The organism is Flavobacterium sp. K5-23 (assembly GCF_023278045.1).
Classification (GTDB): Bacteria; Bacteroidota; Bacteroidia; order Flavobacteriales; family Flavobacteriaceae; genus Flavobacterium.
Window position 1 is genome coordinate 105,096 of record NZ_CP056783.1, and the last position, 24,028, is coordinate 129,123.

Here is a 24,028-nt window from a genome sequence, read left to right on the forward strand (position 1 = left end):
ATATGGAATTCACATAGCACATTATTCCTTTTTTCATAAGCACTTTGTAATGCTCATTTCAAAACGGAATATATTTCGTTATACTTTTACAAATATAACGAAAAGAGCTAAGTCTTAAATATGATAAATATCAACTTTTGAATCTTTCTCAATTTCATAAGTTCCATCAGGGAGATAAACCAATGCATTGGCAATAGAAAAAGTATTGAGCATCGAAGAATTTTGATGCGATAGTATGGTTACATTGTCACCAATAACTGCAGCCTTTAAAAACTGGCAACGGCTATTATTAACACTAAAACTGTGGGTTAATCTATTTTGTGAAGTTTGGTTGAAGTTGGCCGCATTCCCAGAAAGAATGGTTAATGTTGGCAATACATACACATAAAAACAAGTTAGGCAAGCAGCAGGATTTCCTGGCAAGGCAAATACTATTTTATCCTTTAGCTTTCCAGCAAATAAAGGTTTTCCCGGTTTTTGGTTTACCTTATAAAAAAGCGTTTCCACTTCGAGCTCCTTTAAAGCCTGAGCCACAAAATCGTAATCGCCTACGGATATTCCGCCAGAAACTAATACTACTTCATTTTCGGATAATGCTTGTTGAAGTTTATTTTTGGTGTTTTCGAAATCATCATTTACCTCATACATAGTAACCTCATCAAAATAAGCGTCTTTTAAAGCTGTATGAAGCATAATACCATTGCTTTCATACACTTTTCCGTACTCCAAATCGTTACCAGGTTTCACCAATTCATTTCCGGTGATTAGAATCCCTACAGAAGGTTTTTTATACACTTTTACCGAAGTAAAACCAAGTCCCGCAAGAAACCCAATGGAAGCGGCATTAAGTACCGAACTTTTTTCAAGAGCCAAATCACCTTTACTATTTTGCTCTCCAATAGGTCTGATATTCAATCCTGATTTTGGATGTTCTTCAAGTTGTAAAACATTTCCTTTAACACTGACTTTCTCAATTTGGATAACTGCTTGAGCCGAATTGGGAACGGCAGCACCCGTAAAAATTTTGATGGCCTGACCAGGAATAAGCTCCACTTGATGCGTGTCACCCGCTTTTATTTCGCCAATAATCTCATATTCTAAACCATCGTGTAAACACAATGCAAAACCATCCATAGCCGATTGCCTGAAAGGCGGCATATTTATGGGAGAATAAAGGTTTTGGGAAAGCACATGTTTTCGGGCTTGCAATAACGAATAGTCCACTTCCTTAGATTCTGGTAAATTATTTTTTAATATCGAAAAAGCGTCCTGAACTGAAACCATGTGTTGTGTTTTATTTAAATTCAAAAATACGACTCAAAATGATTTATCCCTCCCATATTATCTATAATATGTAAATTTATCTCATTTTTTTAAAACAGGAAAAGGCTGTGCTAACCAACACAGCCTTTTACAAACTAATAATCTAAACCCTGATTTAACTGTGGAACCAACACAGTTTTTGATTAACTAATAACAACCTCAATTTATTTTATAGTAAAAAGTTTTGGACTAAAAGAAACCATAACCCAAACCCAATTATTTGTATTCCCTGCATTCCCTCCTTTAAGTCTCTCTAATGTGCTTGAGCCAAACATTTGAGAATACCCTGCTGAAGCTACAATGTCTTTTTGTATTGCATAACTTGTCGTGAAATCAATTTCAGTTCCTAAATAACTATCCATTTCCATATTGGAAGCATCCAAAACTGTATTAGGAGCTGAGAATAAATGCGGAGTTAAGCTAAACTGCCATTTGTTTTGTGTGTAATTTAACTTTAAATATGCATCACTCAAACCAACATTATTTATATGATTCCCCACGTAGAAATAGTCCATTAAACCATTAAATCCATGATTAGTCCCAAATAACGGAGTGAATGATTTGAAATCAGAACTGGTATCGTTTTGATCTTTACCGGAAAGGAATTCATATCCTAATCCTACTTTGAATTTTCCAGTTACAGCATATCCAAGATTTAAACCAGCATAATACGCTTGTACATCATTGTCAAAACTTTTTCCGGATTGTCCGTATAGACCTAGATTAGCATCCCATTTATTTTCTTTGTAAGAAAGGTAAGTACCGTAAGTTTGCTTGTAATCAACTTCTAAATCAGTAAGCGTTTTTGCAAACTCATAACCAGTATTCATCAATAACAAACTCATATTTACTTTACTAAACTTAGTGTGGTACCAGGCATATTGCATTGATTTATAATTCGTGGTATATGGAGTTGTAGGTGCCAATGTGTTTTCTGCATTTGCATTTAATGCAAATCCTAAATCCAACTGATGATTCGTCGGATGGAAAGAGATAACAGCAGCATCATGACTTTGTCCTTGTTGTGCCCAGTCAATTTCCCCAAAAATTCTTTGATTGTCATAAGATAAAACCTGACGTCCTAAACGCGCACTCCATTTGGCATCAATATCATATTGTGCCCATGCTTCAAATACCGCTACTCCGTTTTTATCAGCTGTCGTTGTAGTGGCTGCGTCTCCCCAAGTACGAATATTTTGCAGACTCAATTTGGCACTCAATTTTTCTTGTTTATAGTTTAAATTTAAACGGGAACGCTGAGAAATAAACGAAGTTGCGTCTTCAGAATCCTTAATTAAACTTTTAAACCCATTTCGGTATTCGTAACGAGGTCTGATTTGTAGGCTGGCATCAAATTCTTGGGCAAAAGTCGTTAGACTCATCATTCCTAAAATTGACAAACTGATTTTTTTAAGTGTTTTCATTTTATATTTAATTTAGCTTTTCAGCTTCTTCTGTTATTCTTTTAATTGTTTCATCTGAGTTTACCCCTAATCCTTCTTGTTGAAAGGCTAATTCTCCCTTAGCATTAAAAACACTGATTATATTCGAATGAGAGAAATCCATAGGTGATATTTTCTTGTAATTTACGGCTAATACAGCAGCAAATTCTCTTGTGTTTTCTTCTGTCGAACGAAGGAAAACCCACTGATCCCCTTCCATTTTATTTTCTATCGAAAAAGCTTTTAATCGTTCCGGTGTATCAACGGATGGATCAATACTCACCAAAACGAGTTTAACATTTTTCTTTATTTTACTTGACAAACGAGATTCAATGTTTCTCATATCAGCAACCAGTCTAGGACAAGCCGATTTACAAGAGGTATAAATCATTACCATTACGAGAACTTCCCCTTTCAAATCTTTCATCTCTACGGTAGAACCATTTTGATTCGTCCATTGAGACGGTAGATTATAGATCGACAAATCCGATATTGTTTCATCCTTTTGGGAAACTTCTTTTTCTGCCTTTGAATTGCAACTTTGGAATACAAATAGCACAAGTACAATCCCTAAAATTAACTTTTTCATTTATATTATTTTAAATTATTTTTAGAGCCACTTATATCTTTTGCGCAACGAAAACCTAAGTTATTAGTCGTGTATCTTGCCTTAAGGCTTCCTCTAAAAGCATAACGCATAAAAGCAGCATAATTCATAAGATCAGTAGCGTTTATAGAACCGCTTCCGCAAAATAGATTTCTATCAGAATCCTTATCTTTTCTAGATTCACCCGATAGAAAAATACTATTGAAATCAGCCGTCCATTCCCAAACTAATCCGTGCATATCATATACTCCCCAATAGTTCTTAAATGTTTTTCCTATTGGATTTCCATAGGTTTTTGGTTTTTCATACCAAGATAATATGTATTTATTAAAGCTTTCTTTTGTACGGGCATCTACTCGCTTTTCATCAGCCATTGCAACATATTCCCACTCATCCATTGTTGGCAAACGCTTCCCTTGGCATTCACAATATTTTTTGGCTGCAAACCAAGAAACATTTGTTACAGGAGAATTACTTAAATTGTTAACTCCGTAATCCAAATCACTTTTCCACTGTGACAAATAACTTTTTTCAGCATACAACCCTATAATATTAGAACGGTTGTATTGCGGATATTTTTTTAGAAATGTCACATATTGAGCGTTGGTAACCGGATAAACATCAATTTTAAATGCATTGACATTAGCCGGTTTTTTATCCACAGTTCCATAAAGGGGAACATAAGTCCCCCTTTTTATAGAAACCATTGGACTTTCTTGAGCCCATAAAGATGTAGCAATTAAAATTGAAAATACGGACACTATTTTTTTCAGTTGTAACATAAGCTAACACCTTTATTTATTGAAATTATCTTTGCGCTTTTACCATTGCAGCGGTAACCACAGTTTTGTTGTTCCCCCAACTGCTGTAAACGTATGTCATTACATCAGCGATTTGCTGGTCATTTAAAGCTTGAGCTGGCATTGCTCCATTGTATTTTTTACCATTTACAGTAATCGGTCCCTTAAGTCCTTTTACTACTCCTTTAATCGATCTGTTAGTATCTTTATTCAAATAATCCGATTTTGCCAATGGAGGAAAAGCTCCTGGAATCCCTAATCCGGTAGCCTGATGACAAGCTACACAGGTTTGATTATAAATGCTTTTTCCTTTATCAGCAGCAACAATTTTATCTGCTTTTTTATAAATAACTTCAGGTTCAATTGAATCTTTAGAGATTGTACTAAACCCTTGTAAAGCTAGTGCCAGCACTGCAATACTTAAAATATACTTTTTCATATTCATTTTGAATTTAATACAGCCATAATGAAATACCATTATTTTGATTATTTAATTATGGCTATATTTTATTAGTGTATTAGTGTCCGCTTTGATTTCTCTGAGCTTTAACCATTTCAGCTGTTACTCTTGTTTTATTATTACCCCAACTATCATAGATGTAAGTCATTGTATTTGCAATTTCCTCATCCGTTAAGTTTTGGCTAGTCATTACACTGTTGTATTTTTTTCCGTTTACAGTAATCTCACCGCTTAATCCATTAAGAACAGCTTTAATAGCTCTGTTTGTATCTTTATTCAAATAATCTGATTTTGCCAATGGAGGGAAAACCGATGGAATTCCTTGACCTTCTGATTGATGACAAGCAAAACAAGTTCCGCTAAATAGTTCTTTACCCGCTTTAATTTGTTCTGGCAATGTTTTAGCAGCAGCTACTTCTTTCTTAACTTTAGGCATGCTTTGTATTGTACCCCCTTCTGCAAGATAAATTCCTTCTTGAGTAGTCCCTGAATACACTTTTTTGTTTTCAGCTCCTTCTACTTTAAGCATTCCAATGGCTCCTTTGTTGAATGCTCTAAAAATAGAGTGATCCACTATAATGAAAGTTCCAGGAACATCAACTTTAAATTCAACTATTGCTGAACCACCTGCCGGAATTAATGTGGTTTGAACATTTTTATTAATCATATCTCCACCTTCAATATGCACTTTGTCAAAGATTTCTCCAATAACGTGGAATGAAGAAACAAGATTTGGTCCACCATTACCCATATAGATACGTACTGTTTCACCTACTTTGGCAGTTAGAGAATTATCTCCAGCAATACCACCTACTTTTCCGTTAAACACTACGTAGTCTGCATCTTCTTTTACCGCTTTGTCCATATCGAAAGGTTGTTTTCCTTGCTCTCCATATTTCCCTTTAGTGTAAAAATCTCCTTGCATAACGTAGTACTCTTTGTCTACAGGAGGCAATCCACCTTCTGGTTCTACTAATATCAAACCATACATACCGTTTGCAATGTGCATTCCTACAGGTGCAGTAGCACAGTGGTACACATACAAACCAGGATTTAACACTTTGAAATTAAATACTTTTTCGTGTCCTGGCGCCACTAGTGATGAAGATGCTCCTCCTCCAGGTCCAGTCACGGCATGTAAATCAATGTTGTGTGGTAATTTATTGTCTGGATGGTTTTTTAAGTGAAATTCCACTTCGTCACCAACACGCGTTCTTATGAAGCTTCCAGGAACCGAACCTCCAAATGTCCAATAAGTGTATTTTACACCATCAACCATTTCTCCTTCTTGTTCTTTTATCTCCATATTAACAACCAGCTTCATGGCAGCACGGTCACCTACTGGCTTAGGAACAAAAGGTGGAGCGGTAAGTTCCGCTTCTTTCTGCCCTTCTACTTTTACATTCTCATAATTTTTAGCGTCTTGATCTTCTTTTTTGGCACAAGAAAATAGACTAACAGCTACAATCGCCGCTAGGACGATATTTGTAATTTTTTGTTTGTTTTTAAACATAACTGTATTGTTTACGGTTTATATACTTTGATTCTTTAAACAAATATAAAGGAGTAATTTGTCTTTTATTATGATAAAAGTCATATTTCCAACTCTTTTTTTTAAAAAATTATCGGAAGGAAATCACCAATAAAATCATCAATCCCAAAACGAGACTGAGCGTGATTTTCCAAAAGGAATTCGCTTTTTTCAGTTCCATAAATTGGAAAGCCACCAGTAAAAATTTAATCGCTGACAATCCCATAATCAAAGTGACAGCAAGGGTTGAAACCTCAATTGAAGTTGAAACTATAGCTGTGGTAATTGTTAAAAACAGCAGTACGGCATAGGTATATATAAAGGACTTTTTCATTTCTTAGAAGATTAAATAGAGAATAGGAAATAACAACAACCAAATCAAATCACACATGTGCCAGAAAGAAGCGCAAGCCTCAACATCTTCTATTAGTGTATCTGAATTTTTCTTTGTCATTCCGTAATTTGTCCAAATTAAAATCACCATTCCCATAATGACATGAATGAGGTGAAAAGCGGTCAACATCCAATAAAAACTAAAAAACATATTAGTTTCCAATGAAATTCCAGATTCAATTTTATGATAATATTCAACACTTTTCAGGATTAAAAATAAAAGCCCTCCAAGCATCGTCAGTTTAAAATAAAAGGATGATTTTGCAATGTTATTTTCCTTGAATTGGTGAACGGCAGCGGCCATAAAAAGACCACTCGTTAATAGAAAAATAGTGTTAATAGCTCCGAATGTAATGTTGAGTTGCAAACGCGATTGATGGAACACTTCTGGTTCTTGGTGTCCGTAATAAACAAATGCTACCAAGGCCATTCCGAAAGTGATCAATTCCAGGTAAATTATAATCCACATCAAAATCCCTCCTGGCGGAAAATAGATGTTCTTGTAATCAATTTTTAATACATTCATTTTATTTCGCTATTATATTATTTAAAAGAAATCCGAACAACTTTTCAGATTCCGTCTTTTTTTGAACCATTAAGACATTAAGAAAATTAAGCCTCCATTGTATTCCTCAAAAATATTTTTAATCTTAATGAAACTTAATTCCTTAATGGTGTATTAATTTAAAAAAGTTTCCTACTCCCAATCCAATAATCGTTTTTCGCCTTCAACTTTCTTGATATCAGTGATGTCCTGAGACATTTCGATAACGCCTTTGTAGTTCATATCAGCGTCTCTAACTGCGAAATAACGTATGTAAATCAGACGCTCTTTATAGTTAATCCAAAACGAGGATTCGCTTTTGGTTCCTTTTCTGAATTCTTCCAAAATTTTTAAAACGGTACCGACGCTTTTGGGTGGATGACAAAATTTCACTTCACGTCCTATTATCCCAGCACTTCTTGGAAAAACACGCTCTTCTCCCCTATTATAAAAAATAACTTTGTCGTTTTCATCCACATAAGTAAGGTCCAAAGGCAGGGTTCTAAAAAGCAAATTCACCTGTTCCACCGTCATATGTCCTTCGTCATAATGCGAAGTGTTTTCTAATGAAAAAGGCATTTCTCTAATGGTGAAATCTTCACTTGGATGCACATAAGCAACACTCGGAAAAGGCGCTGGTGGTTGTGACAACATCCAACCTATTTCTTCTTCGCCTTTGCGCATTTCAATCCAATCGCTTTCTGTCAAAAGCTCTAAAGCATTGGGGAATAAAACCGTTTCTTCGACATCCATTAATCGGTTAATTCCGTTGACTAAATAGGGCGTATTGGTTTTAATGATATTAAAATCTCTATCCTCCATATTGGTACGCAACATGCGGAATTGCTCCCGAAGATTATCGTGAAAAGACCACATTCCTTGAGAAGGTCCTACCCAACCTTTTTTCTCCAAAAAAGGAAAAAGCTGGTTTTCTTTTCGGGCAAAACGCTTCTCTATAGTATGAAGTTGATTGAAAATATTGGTGTATTTCTGGAATTCTTCATAAGAATTGACGGCAGTCAACTCTTCTAAAAGCGCATGTATAATTTCATTTTCCTGAAAATAAACCTGTACTGGGTGTCCTTCGGGAAGTGTTGTGGTATTTGATGTATTGTTCATCGTGCTACTTATTTTTGATGTTTAATTTTCTCGTACAACTTCACTAAAGACTGCAACAATTCAACTGGAGTTGTCAGAATCTGATAATGATTTTGTCCGAACATTTGAGGCAAATAATATTTTGCCTGCGCTTCAATGGCGAGCGCATACGAATTAATATTCCTGTTATTGAGTTCTCGAAGGGCTTGTTTTACGTCATTGATACCGTACTTCCCTTCGTATTTATCGTAGTCATTGGGTTTTCCGTCAGAAATCAAGATCACCCATTTGTTTTTAGTGTTTCTTTTATCGAGGCGGGCACCGGCGTGTCGCAAGGCAGCACCGATTCGGGTGTAACCATTAGGTTCTATGGCACCAATTTTATGTTTGGCCACATTCCATTTTTCGTCAAAATCCTTGACCGTTAAATAGGTCGAATAATTTCTGGTTTTCGAATAAAAACTGTCGATGGAGAAATCAATATTGAATTCATTCAACATTTCCCCAAAGAGTATCGATACTTCCTTTTCCACATCAATCACCCTGTTTCCCGCGGCATAACCGTCACTGGAAAGACTGATGTCCAAAAGAATCAGAATCGATAAATCTTTCTCTTTTTTTCGATTCGAAATGTATATTTTTTCGGAAGGAGTTCGTTTAGAATGCACGTCTACGTACAAATCAGTTATGGCGTCGATATCAAATTCTTCGCCTTGGGTTTGTCGTTTTTGCTGCTGCATTTTGTTATTGACACTCGTCAACATTTTGCGCAAACCCATTAATGTAGAAGCATTTTTTTTAATGGTTCTTTGGTAATACCCGCTATCCGATTTTAGTTGTGATTTTGGATATACTTTGCAGAAATTGTCTTTGTACTGTCGTTTGTCAAAATCCCATTCGTCATACATCAAGTGAAAGCCTTTGGCATCTACTTCGGCACTTTCTGATATGGTGGTGTTTTCTATAAAATCCGCCTGATAAACGGAATGTGCGGTATCATCCACCCGAACCGTAAATTTCATACTGAGTTCTTCCAGCGCGTCCTGATGTTCTTCCAGTTCGTCAGAACCATCAAAATCACGCCAGACCCCGTTGAACTCTTCGGCAGTTTCCACTTTTTCAAAATTATGCAACATCACATAATCTTCCTGTTGTTTTTTGTCTAATTCAACCGTAATTACTTCCTCTACGGCTGTGGCTTTTAGTGTGGTTGTCGGTTGCTGCTCGTTTCCTTTTTTGGTTTTATCCGAAAAATTCTCCAGCCTTTTATCGCTGTTTAGTTCGATTTCGTTTTGCATCCATTTTCCGTACAGCCAGGAATAATCCGCAGGGATTTTATCGGTTGCTTTTTGGGCAAAATGATTTTTCACTTTCGAATGAAAATCGGGCTCGATAGAGAATTCTTCGAATAAAACAGACAGAATTTCTTCGGATGTTTCCAACGCTTTTTGTTGTGAAAGTTCCAAAGGTTGCTCTCTTTCATCAGGTTTCCAGTTGAATTCCAACCGTTTTTGAATACTGAGATACAAAATTCGGAATAGATAAAAAGTCAGATTCTCATTGGTCGTAGCCAATTCGGAAAAAGAAATCGGAAGGAAAAAATTGTTGTTTTTATAACCGCCTTCTCTTTCTGCAGGAAAAATATCAATTGGATTCCCCGTTAATGCCCGCGCCAAAATCGTCAAACGTGGTTTGATATCATTTAGGGTAACGGTTCTCGCTACAATTTCAGGGTCAATTTTTCTGCTTTTTTTCAATTGCTTGAAAAACTTCCCAACTAAATATTCGTCTAATTCAAATCCCATTTTTTCTTAGTTTTTGTCATTGCGAGGAACGAAGCAATCACATATAGTTTGTCAAATATTGAATCTCATATCTTTACTTATAATTTAGATTCATTTATAAAGTAGTAATCGTCAATCATTGCTAGTGAGATTGCTTCGTTCCTCGCAATGACCCCGCAATTATATCATCAAATCGCACAAATCTTTCAATGCAACCAGTGTTTGTAAATCATCCGTTAACGGTTCTACAACGGCAACGTGTACCGATAATCTTTTTGGCAGTCCGCTTTTAATAATTTTGGCGGCATCGACTAACAAACGGGTAGAAACCGTTTCGGTCAAACCTAATTCGGTTAAGTTTCTGATTTTATTTCCTATGGCAACCAGTTTTTTAGCAATATCGTGTTCAATTTGAGTTTCGTTAACCAAAATTTCGATTTCGATTTTCGACTCTGGATATTCAAATGAAACTGCAATAAAACGTTGCCTTGTGGAAGGTTTTAATTCTTTAAACCCTCTTTGATAACCCGGATTGAAAGAAGCGACAAGCATAAAATCTTCATGTGCTTTTACGGTTTCGCCTAATTTGTCAATGAAAAGTTCGCGTCTGTGATCTGTCAAAGAGTGAATTGCCACAATTACATCGGGACGTGCTTCGGCTACCTCATCAAGATAAATAATCGAACCTTCTTTCACTGCCGTTGTTAAGGGGCCATCAAGCCACGCCGTTTCGGCTCCTTTGATAATGAAACGACCAATTAAATCAGTAGAAGAAGTTTCTTCATGACAGCTAATTGTAATGATTTTTTTATCTAATTCGTGAGCCATATATTCTATGAAACGAGATTTCCCGGTTCCTGTGGGCCCTTTCAATAAAAAAGGGATTTTGTTTTTATAGGCATGTTCAAAGACTTCTTTTTCTTTGCCTACAGCGTGGTAATATGGAATTTTTACTGACATAATTCTGTTTTTAAAAACGAAACCCATTCTACTTTCTACAGGCAATGGCAAGTGCTGTATTCAATAGTAATGGGTTTCGTTAGCTTATTATAAAGTTTTAAAGTGATCTATTTTATTTTTCAGACAAAACACCTTTTTTATTGGATATATGATTGTCTCCTATTTTTATTTTCGGAAAAGAATCACTTTCATTATTCGGTCCTTCATAGGCTTCATCTGTAGGTCTGCCATATTTAATGAAATCATAAATAAATAGCGCAATTCCAGTGGTAAACATAGTGGCACAAATAAGCAAGACTACAAAGTGAATCGCAATTTCGTCTTGGACTTCCATGAATTCCATTTTCAGTTTACGTTCCATATACACTTGAACAACACCAGCAACCCCAAAGGCAACTGTCATTCCTAACATCCCGATATTCGATAACCAGAACGCAAGATTTCCTTGTGTACTATTGTAACGTTTACGACCTGTCAAGTTAGGAAGTGCATAACTAATAATTGCCAAAACAATCATTGCATAAGCTCCCCAGAAAGCGTAGTGACCATGCATTGCCGTAACTAATGTTCCGTGAGTATAAAGGTTTGTTTGTGGTAATGTGTGCGCAAAACCTAACAATCCAGCACCAACAAACGAAACGATAGACGCACCAATTGTCCAGAATAAAGCAATTTTATTAGGATGGCTTTTTTCTCCTTTTCGGTACATATTCACTGCAAATAAAGCCATAGCCAAGAAAGCTAAAGGTTCTAAAGCTGAGAAAATTCCACCTACAACTAACCAAATTTTATTTACTCCAATGTAGTAGTAGTGGTGACCTGTTCCTAGAACTCCTGAAAGGAAAGTAAGACCAACAATTACGTACAACCATTTTTCGATAACTTCTCTGTCAACACCTGTTAATTTGATTAACAAGAAAGATAAAATACCTCCCATAATTAATTCCCAAACACCTTCAACCCATAGGTGAACAACCCACCAACGGAAGAATGAATCCATTACTTGGCTATCAAACCAAATCATTCCGGGGATATACAGTAAAGCGGCAAAGAATAAACCCATTACGAGTACTATTGCTGTAGTTGTTTTTTGTTTTCCTTTGTAAAGGGTTCCAATAATTAGAAACAAGAAAAGCAACACATTTACAACTACTAAATAGTCTAATTCTCTTGGAATTTCAAGAAATTTTCTTCCTTCCCAGTGGTTAAAGTGAAAACCAACAATGGCCAAAACCCCTACAACTGCCAAAGAGATCAATTGAACATAAGCCCATTTTACGCTTATTAATTCATGTTGTGCTTCTTCTGGAATAATATAATAAGCAGCACCCATAAAACCGGTTAACAACCACAACACTAATAAATTAGTATGCACCGCTCTCGCCACGTTAAAAGGAATAATCTCGTGTAATCCTTGTATTCCTATTCGGTCAAAGCCCATGATAAAGCCGTATATAATCTGTAACGAAAACAGAAGCATACATAAGCCAAAAAACCAATAGGCTACTTTTTGTGATTTATATTTCATATGTAGATATTTATTGTTTTTTTAAAGGTCATATGTAATTCACATAGATTCATCCGTGTTTCCATCGAGATTCAGTTATGCTCATTTCATATGTGAATTTTTATTAATTATTATCTTTTGAAAGTGGTGAAACTACTCTGTCGAATCCATTTAAATCAAGATTCCCAATCCATTTAAAATAAGCGACCATTGCATCAGCATCAGCATCATTCATTTTATAAGCGACCATTTTTCGTCCTCTTGGTGCCCAAGGCACTGGTGACATTAAAACGGCCTTGACATAACCTTCGCCACGACGGTCCAGGACTTTTGTCAACTCAGGAGCATAATAGCCTCCTTCTCCCATAATGGTATGACAACCCATACAATTGTTGGATTCCCATATTTCTTTTCCCCTCACTACCTCTTTGGTAATCTCGCTGTAATTGGTTTGATCGTTTCTAGGCATAAACGAATAAATAGTCAGCCCAATGAAAATTAAAAAGGTGACTAACGTTCCTCCTAAAAAAAATGCTCTTGCCTGTGATTTTGAAAGCATAAGTATCTGTTTTTATTAGTTAATAAAAGTTTTTGGTTTTCAATAAAAGACAAAAATATCTTTTATTAGTATCATGCAAATTACGACCTAAATAAAATGTCAAAATATGATAAAAATCATATTCTTATATTTCTTTAAAAAAAGGATATTTCGAGAATGAAAAAACTATAAAATATAAAAAAAACAATACGCTACAACACTGACAGCAATGATTTTATGAAAAACAAACGGTTAATAATTTTATTTCGGATAAATTTATCCTTTATTAAAAAATAAACGTACATTTGTACTGTTAATACAAATTAAAAAAACACATTATGGAAACTTTAGATACAAAAACAATAGGCGAATATGTCGCACAAGATTTTAGAACAGCAGCCCTTTTTTCAAAATACGGAATTGATTTTTGCTGTAAAGGAAATAGATCAATTGAAGAAGTGTGTGAGAAAAAAGACGTTAGTCCTGAAGATTTATTCAATCAAATAACTGAAATATTGGCAACCAAAAACGAAAACAACATCGATTTTAAATCTTGGCCATTAGATCTATTAGCTGATTATATTGAAAAAACACACCACCGTTATGTGGAAGAAAAAATTCCGGTTTTGCTTCAGTTTTTAAACAAATTGTGTAAAGTACACGGAGCGACACATCCAGAATTGTTTGAAATCAATGAACTCTTTATAGGTTGTGCTGGAGAATTGACACAACACATGAAAAAAGAGGAACTGATTTTATTTCCTTTCATTAAGAAAATGGTAAAAGCTAACCTTAGTCATGAAACCATTCAAGCGCCTGGTTTTGGAACTGTCAACAATCCAATCGCAATGATGATGGAAGAACATGAAGCCGAAGGAGATCGTTTTGTAAAAATTGCAGACTTGACTAACAATTATACGCCACCTGCTGATGCGTGCAACACTTACAAAGTGACTTTCTCCATGCTGAATGAATTCGAACAGGATTTACACAAACACATCCACTTGGAAAACAACATTTTGTTCACAAAAGCAGTTGCTTTAGAAAAAACCTTCACAGAACAAGTATAAAACGAGTTAAACAATGTAAAACACAAATCATCAAATGCTATGGAGAGATACGTTATAAAAAGAAAAGGCGAATACAAGCCTCTTGAAAATTACAAAATTAAGGATGCCATTGTAAAAAGCTTTTCAAGTGTCGGCATAGCATTTGACGAAAGTGTATTTGAAAACGTAATACAAGAATTGCAGTCAAAAAAATTCTGGGCTGTTGAAGAAATACAGGATTTAATAGAGAAAAGTCTTTTTGACAAAGGCTATTTTGAAGTCATGCGTTCGTTTATGTTATTTAGACATACCCGAAAATTACAACGAGAACATGTTCACGGATTAAATGACGATACCACTTATGTAGATAGCACGCAAACTATCGAAGAATATATAGAACAAACAGATTGGCGTATCAATGCCAATGCAAACACCTCTTATTCTAATGCGGGTTTGGTTAATAACGTAGCGGGAAAAATCATTGCTAATTATTGGCTGGACAAAGTATACACTAAGGAAGAAGGCTATGCGCATCGCAATGGTGACATTCACATTCACGATTTGGATTGTCTTACCGGTTATTGTGCCGGCTGGAGTTTGCGCGTATTATTGAACGAAGGATTCAATGGCGTACGTGGTCGTGTGGAAAGCAAAGCACCATCCCATTTCAGGGAAGCGCTGGGACAAATGGCAAATTTCTTGGGGATATTGCAAAGCGAATGGGCCGGAGCGCAAGCTTTCAGTTCGTTTGACACCTATTTGGCTCCTTATGTATTTGCAGATGATTTGGATTTTGATGATGTATTGAAAGCCGTGCGTAGTTTTGTGTATAATTTGAATGTTCCCGCACGTTGGGGACAATCACCTTTCACTAACATCACTTTAGACTGGATTGTTCCGGATGATTTGAAAGAGCAAATCCCGACGAAGAATGACTTGCATTTTTTCGAAAACGAATTTAGTTATGATCTCTTTCTTAGAACCAAAGAACGCGGTGTTGCTAAACCAACCGATTTACGATACGAGCATTTCCAAAAAGAAATGAACCTCATCAATAAAGCCTATTATACCGTAATGACCGAAGGCGATGCTAACGGACAGCCTTTCACCTTCCCTATTCCGACAGTGAATATCACGGAAGAATTTGATTGGAACGGAGAAAACACCGACTTGCTTTTTGAAAATACCGCCAAAATAGGTTCTTCCTATTTCCAGAATTTTATTGGAAGCCAATATAAATTGGACGAAAACGGTAATAAAGTCGACAACCCAGAAGCTTATAAACCCAATGCGGTTCGGAGTATGTGCTGCCGTTTGCAACTCGATTTACGCGAATTATTGAAACGGGGTAATGGTCTTTTTGGTAGTGCCGAAATGACGGGAAGCATAGGAGTAGTGACCATAAATATGGCGCGTTTGGGTTATTTATTCAAAGGAGACAAAGAAGAATTGTACCTGCAATTAGATAAATTATTGTTGGTTTCCAAATCCACTTTAGAAAAGAAAAGAGTCTTTATTCAGGAAATGTATGATCGCGGTTTGTATCCGTATACTAAAAGATACCTGCAACATTTCAGGAATCATTTCTCGACTATTGGTGTCAATGGAATGAACGAGATGATCGCAAATTTCACGGAGAATCAAGATGATATAAGTTCTTCTACAGGAATTGCTTTTGCTTCGGAAATTCTTGATCATATTCGGGATCGAATGAAGGAATTCCAGGAAGAAACAGGAAATCTATACAATCTGGAAGCCACACCGGCCGAAGGAACCACTTACCGCTTTGCCAAAGAAGATAAAAAACGTTTTCCTAATATCATTCAAGCGGGACAGGACAACAACATCTATTATACTAACAGCTCACAAATTCCGGTGGACTTTACCGAAGATCCTTTTGAAGCCTTGTATTTACAAGACGGATTGCAATGTAAATATACTGGCGGAACCGTTTTACACCTGTACATGAGCGAAAAAATCAGTTCGCCTGAAGCCTGTAAACAGTTTGTCAAAAAAGTGTTGTCGAATTTCAAATTGCCTTACATCACCGTTACTCCAGTGTTTAGCGTATGTCCCGTACACGGCTATTTGAACGGGGAACATAAATATTGCCCAAAATGTGATGATGCACTTATTGAAGAAAATAAACATTTAACGGTAACAATTTAAAAACCATTAAGGCATTAAGGTTCATTTAGATTTTTACTTAATTTTCTTAATCTCTTAATGGTTAAATTATTGATTGAAGAGAGAAAGCAATAGCAATTTAAAACCATTAAGGCATTAAGGTTCATTTAGATTTTTACTTAATTTTCTTAATCTCTTAATGGTTAAATTATAGTTTCAAGTTAAGCATCTACGTCAAACTTGAAACCTGAAACTTTAAACTCTTAATCCTTTAAACTAATAAACATGAAAACATCCACAAATTCAATTCTGGAACAAAACAATCATTTGAGAACCAAATGTCTGGTGTACACTCGAGTAATGGGTTACCACAGACCTGTAGAGAGTTTTAATATTGGTAAAAAAGGGGAACACAAACAGAGAACCCATTTCGATGAAAGAAAATGCAGTTAAGCCCATTTTTAGCATAACCCCTTTCACCTTATTGGATTATCCGCATAAATCAGCCTGTATCATTTGGTTTGCAGGCTGCAATATGCGGTGTTTGTATTGTTATAATCCCGAAATTGTCCTTGGCAAGGGAACCGTTTCTTATGAAAAGGCAATCACTTTTCTACAATCACGCCAGAATTTATTGGATGCCGTGGTTTTTAGCGGAGGCGAATGCTTGTTGCACAAAGACATTGTTTCGTTGATAGATAAAGTCAAAAAAATGGGGTTTCTGGTTAAAGTGGACACTAATGGCTCTAAACCGGAAATGATCCAAAAACTAATCGAAAAAAAGCTAATCGATTATGTGGCACTCGATTTTAAAGCAATGCCTTCAACCTTTGAAAAGATAACCCAATCCAATTTTTTCGTACCTTTTGAAAAATCATTGCATTTATTGCTCGACAGTGGTATTTCATTTGAAGTGAGAACCACCGTCCATTCAGATTTGATAAATGAAAAGGAAGTTGAGATGATGATTGATTATTTGGAAAAAGCGAATTATAAGGGCGATTATTACATTCAACATTTTATCAATGATGTTGTTACATTAGAAAAACTGGGCTATTCTTCTAAACAACTAAATGCCGATTCCCTTTCCACCAAGAATATAAAAGTACACCTAAGAGGGTAATGAAATTAATTAAACATATAAGTCATATAAGCTTTAAATGGTTTAAAAACATACGGGTTTTAATAGTTTATTACGCTTTACAAAACATAAAAAAACTTAAACATATAAGTAATATAAGTTCATATAAGAATTAGCACTTATTAAGTATAGCTTAAATGACCTTAAATGCCTTATATGGTTTAAAAAACTGCGGGATTAATAGTTTGTTACCGCTTAATAAAAAAATTAAACATATAAGTAATATAAGTTCATATAAGAATTCGCACTTATTAAGTATAGCTTAAATGACCTTAAATGCCTTATATGGTTTAAAAACATACGGGTTTTAATAGTTTATTACGCTTTACAAAACATAAAAAAACTTAAACATATAAGTAATATAAGTTCATATAAGAATTCGCACTTATTAAGTATAGCTTAAATGACCTTAAATGCCTTATATGGTTAAAAACTGTGAAATTAGTAGTTTGTTACGCTTTATAAAACTTAAACCTATAAGTAATATAAGTTCAAATAAGAATTGGCGGTTATTAACTTAAATGACCTTAAATGCCTTATATGGTTAAAAAACTGCGGGATTAGTAGTTTGTTACGCTTTACAAAACATAAAAAAATTCAATTAAACATATAACTTAAATGACTTATATGTTTAAAAAAAAACCATTCACATTATAAATAAATTTCACAAAATGATTTCAACTAAACCTTTAAAAAGAGCACCCGAATTACAGCCGTTAAGCCATGATCATCATCACGGATTACAACTGTGTTGGAAAATACGAACAGGATTCTCTAAGAATATTGAACCAGCTCGCATTAAATGCTATGCCGACTGGTTTTTTGAAAACCATCTCAAGCCCCATTTTGAATTAGAAGAGAAATACATTTTTACTATTTTGGACAAAGACGATGAATTAATAAAACGAGGATTAACGGAACACCGTCGCCTGAAACGTCTCTTTAAAGAAACGTCAAATTTAGAAAAAACTTTGGGCCTAATTGAGGAAGAACTGGAAGCACACATTCGTTTTGAAGAACGCATCTTGTTTGCCGAAATTCAAAAAATGGCGACAGTGGAGCAGCTAGCCAAAATTAATGAAATACATACCCCAGAAGTTTTTGTAGAAAAGGAAGACGATCCTTTTTGGAAATCAGAATAAAATTGAACAACATAGCAACATTGAAAAAAGATTAGGATAAATCTATTCTTGGTTTTGCATCGCCTGTTCGACCTTATGTCTCGAGGAACAAACCTATGATTTACTATAATTAAGTGAAACGACTTGATAAAAACTATGTTTCTATGTGGCTAAAAAAAATCAAATTGAATTACAACCAACGGCATATTTTAATATAAATTTGTAAAAAAACTGAATATGTTTTCTAAAACCTGTGAATACGGAATTCGGGCAGCGATTATCATTGCTTCCGAATCCTATCAAGACAATAGAATTGGCCTAAAAGAGATTGCCAAAAAGATCGATTCTCCGGAAGCCTTTACCGCCAAAATTTTACAAATACTTTCCAAAAATAATATTATTAAGTCCATTAAAGGTGTTGGTGGCGGATTTGATATCCCCAAAGAAACGATGAGCCAAATCAAACTAATACAAATCGTATCAGCAATTGATGGCGACCGTGTATTTACAGGTTGCGGACTGGGATTGAGCCATTGCTCTGAAACTCACCCCTGCCCTGTTCACGATAAATTCAAAGAAATCAGAAACGGATTAACCGAAATGCTTGAAAACACCAATCTAGAAGAACTGGCAATGGGAATTAAATCCGGAGATACTTTCTTGAGGTATTAGTTATTCATAAGCGCCTGCAATAGTTAGCAAACAAAAAAGTCATACGTAATTGTATGGCTTTTGTTGTTTTATAAAGAAACTGGAATACACATTCAAAGCGTCAGTTCGAGGCATAGTTTTTATTCTTAAAAATGCAATATGCTATGACGTTTAGTTTATGGAGTCGTCAGTTCGAGTGTTTTTCGGCTTGAAAATCGTGAATTAGAATATGTAACTTGAGTAAGCCAAAAATGTATCGAGAACCTTAGCGAGTGGTTCTCGATACATTTTTTAAAGCTTGAAAGTCCTTTTAAACTAAAAGGTTTTTGGAAGCTTTAAAAAACACTCGAACTGACGGCGCAAACAAAAAATGTCAATGGTAGTGTTTTTTGTGTAGTAAAACGAAACAAAAAATGTATCGAGAACCGTTTTTGATGCTATTTACTTCTTACAAAACTCTTTTCAGGAGCTGTTCCTGTTATTCGTTTCAAACGAAGTTCACTGAACTCCTATAAAAATAAAAGTATAGTGAAGTAATCTTCTCGGTTTCAAACCCTTTTTCTAGGACGTGGCAGGAGCTTCCTCCGGTCGCTCTGCCACCGCAAGAAAAAAGCGGTTTTCCCCTCTCAAAGGCTTTTCACTGCTACCAGGGCTAAGAAATTGTGCTAAAAAACAGCGTTTACGGTTTCCCGTAAAATCCTTACATAATAATGGGTTACATTTGAAAAATAGTACTAAAAACTAAATTCAATTTATCAGATTTTTCTACTATTAATTTATACATTTGAGGGAATGGAAAATGCGGAGCAAAGTTTCGTATATACACCTTAATTTAGGTAGATTGGCGAAACAAACTTTTGTGTATTTACTAGTTTTGTGATATTTTAAAAGAAAGACAATCCTCAATTTAAACAATATCAATTATGAGTAACAACGACGACGGGACAAACATTTTAATGATAATCGGATATATTTATCTGACAATAAGCCAAATTATGACATTGTATTTTTGGTGGCTTTGGGCACAAGACCACGGATTTTGGAGTTCTATTTTACTTGGACCACTTCTAGGAGAATTTAAAGGGCTACTTTGGATATTTTTTGTTTGGTAAATTTAACGATATGAAAATAAATATTCTACTCCCTTTAGTGTTAATAATAATAGCATCTTGTAGTAACCCAATACAGGACAGAAAAAATGCTAACCGTTTTTTTAAAGACAAAAATTATGAAAATGCTTTATTCGAAATTAATAAAGTAATTTATGCCGAGCCTGATAGTGTTAGTCACTACGCATTTCGTGTAATGATTTATGATGCAATGGGTAAATACAAAGAAGAGATGTTTGATCTCAATACAATAATTGACCTCGATAAGAAAAAGAATATTAAATCTCTTACTGCTTATCATCAAAGGTCCATTGTTCAAACTCAATTAGGTCTATATAGGAACGCTCTGTCGGACATCAATTACTTTATAGCAAATAGAGATACCGTTGGTTCTTTAGCAGAGGCTTATACTAATAAAGCTTCAATATTATATAAGTTAGGCGATTATAAAAACTCTCAAAAATATTATGAATTATCCGTAAAAAACATTACAAAAAAAGAAATCGTAATCGAATCACAAGCACTTGTAGGCTTAGCAAATTTATCGAAATCCGCGAAAGGAGCATTAATCCTATTAGATAAAGCAATTTCTATTGATGCAAAAAATCCAATCGCTTATGGCGCTAGAGCTGCAATAAATATTGACTTAGGAAAAATTAAAGAGGGATATGCGGATTCTAAAAAGGCAATTTCATTAAATCCAAATGACCCAATGATTAATTTTAATATGGGCCAACTTTTCATAAACATTATCAATAATGCTGATTCAGCAGTTTTCTATTTTGAAAAAGCTATTAAATTATCGCCACAATCTCCTAAAAATGACGTAATATACATGAATCTAGCGGTTTTAAAACATCGCTCAGGAAAATTGGAAAGTGCGTTAAGTGATTTTCAGAAAGCAGAAATAATCAATCCCAAAAATGATTTGCTTTTATATAATTTAGCAATGCTTTTATCGGATATGGGAAAACAAGAAGCAGCTCTTGATAAAATTTCTAAAGCCATAAAACTTAATTCAAAGGATGCTGAATATTTCAATTTGAAAGGGTCAATCCTCATAGAATTATCTTTGTATGAGGATGCTACGAAAGAATTTTTAACTGCAATTAAATTAAATCCAAATTATGGCGGGGCTTTCTACAACTTGGGATATCTTTATGGAGAACAAGATAATCATAATCAGTCTATTAAATATTACAGTAAGGCAGTAATGTTGAAGTTCGATTTAAAAGCAACTTTAGTTAATTTGGCATTACAAAAGATTAAAATCAATAAAAGTCCTTGTGATGACTTAAAAACCGCATACAATCTTGGCAGAGAAGATATTAAGCCTTTAATTAATAAATATTGCAACTAAATTACATTAACTTCGTTCCGCAAAGTGTTCTTTAAAAAATATAATTTGCTGTGTATGCTCCGCAAAAGTCTCCTGACTTTGCGTAATTTACATTAAATAAATAAATAAATCGCTCTGCCAACGCAAGAAAAAAGCGGTTTTCCCCTCTCAAAGGCTTTTCACTGCTACCAGGGCTAAGGATTTGTGCTAAAAAAAAAGCGTTTACGGTTTCTCATAAAATCCTTACAACATAAGGGGTTACTTTTGAAAAATAGTGCTAAAAACAAAACTAAATTTATCAGATTTTACGGTATAATTCTATATATTTGAAGGAATAATAAAACAGAGCAAATTATTACTTATCACTCCTAATTTGGGTGTATATACGAAGGTTTGTTTCGTAAATACAAAAGTAGGCGTCTTTATAAAAAACCGTAGAATGAAATTCGAAATTATACTAAATGAAATATTTGATGACGTCAAACTAGATGACACATTAAATCCGACTGATAATAAATCAGTTCTCGGAATAATTAATGACTTTGAAAATGGTGAATGGAGATATGAAAAATTTCAAAATTTTGTCTGGAATAACATAAAGGAAACTGCTTTAAGTCATAGTGAACGTAAAGCCCTTCTAGAAGATGGTGAAGGTTCAATTCTATCAGAGTCAGCTAAAAAATTGAGATTAATTGAATCTGTAGATGCTATAGGTAGAGGAAGTGAAATTGCTGAAATTGTATTATACGGAATAATGAAAAATCATTATTCCGCATTACCAATTGTACCTAAGATATTTTACAAACAAAATCTTAGAGATGAGGCGAAAGGCTCTGATAGCGTTCACATTGTTATTGAATCAGAAGACCCGATAGCGCGGATTTGCAATCCGTGCCCACAAAGAATTTTGCAAAGCAGATAACTAAAAACTTAGCACAAATCGATTATCTAAGATGTTCAGGAGGTTAGCTAACTAAATTAAACTATTCTAGTAAATTTAAAAACGATGTCTACTAAATACAAAGCCACAACTACCGAAGAAGCATTTTTTATTACAATAACTACTGTAGGCTGGGTTGATCTATTTACGAGACTAAATCAAAAAATCATTATAACCGAAGCTTTAAAACATTGTCAAGAATATAAAGGTTTAGAAATTTATGCATATTGTTTAATGAGTAGTCATTTACATTTATTTTGTAAAGCAACAAATGGATTTGTTTTATCGGATGTAATTAGAGATTTTAAAAAATTTACTTCTAAAAAAATAATACAAACAATTAAAGACGAGCCTGAAAGCAGAAGAGAATGGATGTTAGATTATTTTAAAAAATCATGCGAACATTTGAAAAGAGATCAGCAATATAAAGTATGGCAAGATGGTTACCATGCGGAACATATTTATAGTAATTCATTTATTAAAGAGAAAGTAGAATACATTCATAATAACCCCGTTAAAGACAAAATAGTTTCTCTTCCAGAAGATTATTATTTTAGTTCAGCCAGAAATTATGCTAGTTTAGAGAGCGAATTAGAGGTGGTTTTATTAGATTTATTTTGATATCCTTTACGGGCACGGATTGCAAATCCGCGCTATCGGTATTAATATGTTGTTCTTCAATTAAAAATTAATGTTTGTATGGGAATTTTAAAATGGCTTTTTAGTAAGAAAAACAGAGATTCTATAGAAACTCAAAGTAAAGTAAGTAATGATTTTTTAGATACAAATGTTGAAAGTGAAGCAGTATGTCCTTATTGTAAAAAGAAATTAAATAAGTTTCCTCTGAGGAAAACAAAATGTCCCCACTGTGAACAATTTAACTTGGTACGCAATTTATCGAATTTAAAAATTAAAACACTTCTAACGGAGGAGCAAGTTAAAGAAATTGAAATCGAACAAACAAACAATTATTTAAAGTTTAAAGGATTTAATAAGTTACAATCTTTTGGGGTTACGGAGGATGAATTTCTTAAGCGTAAAGAAAAATTATATCTAAAAACTGGGATTGAAAATAATAACAGTGATGTTATTTGGTCAATATTTAATGAGTTATTGCTTAAAAATGCTGGAAACCCTGATAAATTGGCAATGATTTATTATTCGATGGCTATTTTTCTAAAAGAAGAAGGAAAGAATAATTTTAAATTATTACAAGAATGTGCAAAATCAAGATTAGATAGCTTTCAGTTATTGGGCTTTGATGTTACAGTTGAAATCTTAGGCTGTTCTGATTCATGTGAAGCTTGCAAAAAAAGTCATGGAAAAATTATTTCAATGAAAGAAGCTTATTTACTCCCTATTCCTTGTGAGAATTGTAACCATACGATTGGTTTCTGTAGGTGTTATTTCGCAGCTACTTCTCTCAGAGATGATGAAGGGATGCTAATACTTAAATAATATAACCAGCTAGCGCGGATTTGCAATCCGTGCCCACAATACCGGCAAATAAAGTAAAAAGCCAAACTGGATGTGATTGCTTTCGCCCCGGCGAACAGGTCGTTCC

At 34.5% G+C, this 24,028-nt stretch carries 23 protein-coding genes and 1 pseudogene; 11 read left to right on the top strand and 13 right to left on the bottom strand.

Going from position 1 to position 24,028, the window contains the following annotated elements; translation table 11 throughout:
• Window positions 1-114 precede the first annotated feature (114 nt).
• The 13 genes and pseudogenes from glp to FLAK523_RS00540 form a co-directional block, all read right to left on the bottom strand.
• On the bottom strand, window positions 115-1,284 hold the full coding sequence (glp, locus tag FLAK523_RS00480) for a gephyrin-like molybdotransferase Glp (RefSeq protein ID WP_248905232.1): 1,170 nt from the start codon (window positions 1,282-1,284) through the stop codon (window positions 115-117).
• A 203-nt stretch (window positions 1,285-1,487) separates the two neighbouring features.
• A complete protein-coding gene (locus FLAK523_RS00485; RefSeq protein ID WP_248905233.1) occupies window positions 1,488-2,747 on the bottom strand; it encodes an alginate export family protein in 1,260 nt (419 codons plus the stop codon).
• Between the two features lie 7 nt (window positions 2,748-2,754).
• Window positions 2,755-3,354 carry an SCO family protein gene (locus FLAK523_RS00490; protein WP_248905235.1) on the bottom strand — a complete coding sequence of 200 codons (600 nt, stop codon included), beginning with the start codon at window positions 3,352-3,354 and terminating at the stop codon, window positions 2,755-2,757.
• A gap of 5 nt (window positions 3,355-3,359) precedes the next feature.
• Window positions 3,360-4,154, bottom strand: coding sequence for a formylglycine-generating enzyme family protein (locus tag FLAK523_RS00495; protein ID WP_248905237.1), 795 nt, complete (start codon window positions 4,152-4,154; stop codon window positions 3,360-3,362).
• Between the two features lie 25 nt (window positions 4,155-4,179).
• Window positions 4,180-4,491 (bottom strand): annotated as a pseudogene (locus FLAK523_RS00500) (cytochrome c); the annotation flags it as partial.
• Window positions 4,492-4,690: 199 nt separating this feature from the next.
• Window positions 4,691-6,145: a copper-containing nitrite reductase gene (nirK, locus tag FLAK523_RS00505; RefSeq protein WP_248905239.1), complete on the bottom strand. Its 1,455-nt coding sequence runs from the start codon at window positions 6,143-6,145 to the stop codon at window positions 4,691-4,693.
• Between the two features lie 109 nt (window positions 6,146-6,254).
• Entirely contained in the window at window positions 6,255-6,497 is a 243-nt protein-coding gene (locus FLAK523_RS00510; RefSeq protein WP_248905241.1) for a cytochrome C oxidase subunit IV family protein, read from the bottom strand.
• 3 nt (window positions 6,498-6,500) lie between these two features.
• Window positions 6,501-7,082 carry a cytochrome c oxidase subunit 3 gene (locus FLAK523_RS00515; RefSeq protein ID WP_248905243.1) on the bottom strand — a complete coding sequence of 194 codons (582 nt, stop codon included), beginning with the start codon at window positions 7,080-7,082 and terminating at the stop codon, window positions 6,501-6,503.
• 171 nt (window positions 7,083-7,253) lie between these two features.
• On the bottom strand, window positions 7,254-8,219 hold the full coding sequence (locus FLAK523_RS00520) for a DUF438 domain-containing protein (protein WP_248905245.1): 966 nt from the start codon (window positions 8,217-8,219) through the stop codon (window positions 7,254-7,256).
• An 8-nt stretch (window positions 8,220-8,227) separates the two neighbouring features.
• Entirely contained in the window at window positions 8,228-10,003 is a 1,776-nt protein-coding gene (locus tag FLAK523_RS00525; RefSeq protein ID WP_248905247.1) for a nitric oxide reductase activation protein NorD, read from the bottom strand.
• 159 nt (window positions 10,004-10,162) lie between these two features.
• Window positions 10,163-10,942 carry a CbbQ/NirQ/NorQ/GpvN family protein gene (locus tag FLAK523_RS00530; RefSeq protein WP_248905249.1) on the bottom strand — a complete coding sequence of 260 codons (780 nt, stop codon included), beginning with the start codon at window positions 10,940-10,942 and terminating at the stop codon, window positions 10,163-10,165.
• Window positions 10,943-11,054: 112 nt separating this feature from the next.
• Window positions 11,055-12,470 carry a cbb3-type cytochrome c oxidase subunit I gene (locus FLAK523_RS00535; RefSeq protein ID WP_248905251.1) on the bottom strand — a complete coding sequence of 472 codons (1,416 nt, stop codon included), beginning with the start codon at window positions 12,468-12,470 and terminating at the stop codon, window positions 11,055-11,057.
• Between the two features lie 103 nt (window positions 12,471-12,573).
• Window positions 12,574-13,008, bottom strand: a complete 435-nt coding sequence (locus FLAK523_RS00540) for a cytochrome c (protein ID WP_248905253.1) — start codon at window positions 13,006-13,008, stop codon at window positions 12,574-12,576.
• A gap of 317 nt (window positions 13,009-13,325) precedes the next feature.
• On the opposite strand from FLAK523_RS00540, the gene ric reads away from it, so the two are divergent.
• The 11 genes from ric to FLAK523_RS00595 all read left to right on the top strand — a co-directional run bounded on the left by ric (window position 13,326) and on the right by FLAK523_RS00595 (window position 23,922).
• Window positions 13,326-14,057, top strand: a complete 732-nt coding sequence (ric, locus tag FLAK523_RS00545; protein WP_248905255.1) for an iron-sulfur cluster repair di-iron protein — start codon at window positions 13,326-13,328, stop codon at window positions 14,055-14,057.
• A gap of 39 nt (window positions 14,058-14,096) precedes the next feature.
• Window positions 14,097-16,205 carry a ribonucleoside triphosphate reductase gene (locus FLAK523_RS00550; protein WP_248905257.1) on the top strand — a complete coding sequence of 703 codons (2,109 nt, stop codon included), beginning with the start codon at window positions 14,097-14,099 and terminating at the stop codon, window positions 16,203-16,205.
• A gap of 243 nt (window positions 16,206-16,448) precedes the next feature.
• Window positions 16,449-16,616, top strand: a complete 168-nt coding sequence (gene nrdD, locus FLAK523_RS00555; protein ID WP_248905259.1) for an anaerobic ribonucleoside-triphosphate reductase — start codon at window positions 16,449-16,451, stop codon at window positions 16,614-16,616.
• On the top strand, window positions 16,597-17,286 hold the full coding sequence (locus FLAK523_RS00560; RefSeq protein ID WP_248905261.1) for an anaerobic ribonucleoside-triphosphate reductase activating protein: 690 nt from the start codon (window positions 16,597-16,599) through the stop codon (window positions 17,284-17,286). Before nrdD ends, FLAK523_RS00560 begins: the two co-directional genes overlap by 20 nt.
• Before the next feature lie 689 nt (window positions 17,287-17,975).
• Window positions 17,976-18,446, top strand: a complete 471-nt coding sequence (locus FLAK523_RS00565) for a hemerythrin domain-containing protein (RefSeq protein ID WP_248905262.1) — start codon at window positions 17,976-17,978, stop codon at window positions 18,444-18,446.
• 216 nt (window positions 18,447-18,662) lie between these two features.
• Window positions 18,663-19,097, top strand: a complete 435-nt coding sequence (locus FLAK523_RS00570; RefSeq protein WP_248905264.1) for an Rrf2 family transcriptional regulator — start codon at window positions 18,663-18,665, stop codon at window positions 19,095-19,097.
• A 902-nt stretch (window positions 19,098-19,999) separates the two neighbouring features.
• Window positions 20,000-20,188: a hypothetical protein gene (locus FLAK523_RS00575; protein ID WP_248905267.1), complete on the top strand. Its 189-nt coding sequence runs from the start codon at window positions 20,000-20,002 to the stop codon at window positions 20,186-20,188.
• Between the two features lie 10 nt (window positions 20,189-20,198).
• Entirely contained in the window at window positions 20,199-21,545 is a 1,347-nt protein-coding gene (locus FLAK523_RS00580; RefSeq protein ID WP_248905268.1) for a tetratricopeptide repeat protein, read from the top strand.
• Between the two features lie 418 nt (window positions 21,546-21,963).
• Window positions 21,964-22,446 (top strand): Hachiman antiphage defense system protein HamA, encoded by a 483-nt coding sequence (locus tag FLAK523_RS00585; protein WP_248905270.1) that lies wholly within the window; start codon window positions 21,964-21,966, stop codon window positions 22,444-22,446.
• Between the two features lie 84 nt (window positions 22,447-22,530).
• Window positions 22,531-23,085: a transposase gene (locus tag FLAK523_RS00590; protein WP_248905272.1), complete on the top strand. Its 555-nt coding sequence runs from the start codon at window positions 22,531-22,533 to the stop codon at window positions 23,083-23,085.
• A 78-nt stretch (window positions 23,086-23,163) separates the two neighbouring features.
• Entirely contained in the window at window positions 23,164-23,922 is a 759-nt protein-coding gene (locus FLAK523_RS00595; RefSeq protein ID WP_248905274.1) for a hypothetical protein, read from the top strand.
• Window positions 23,923-24,028 lie beyond the last annotated feature (106 nt).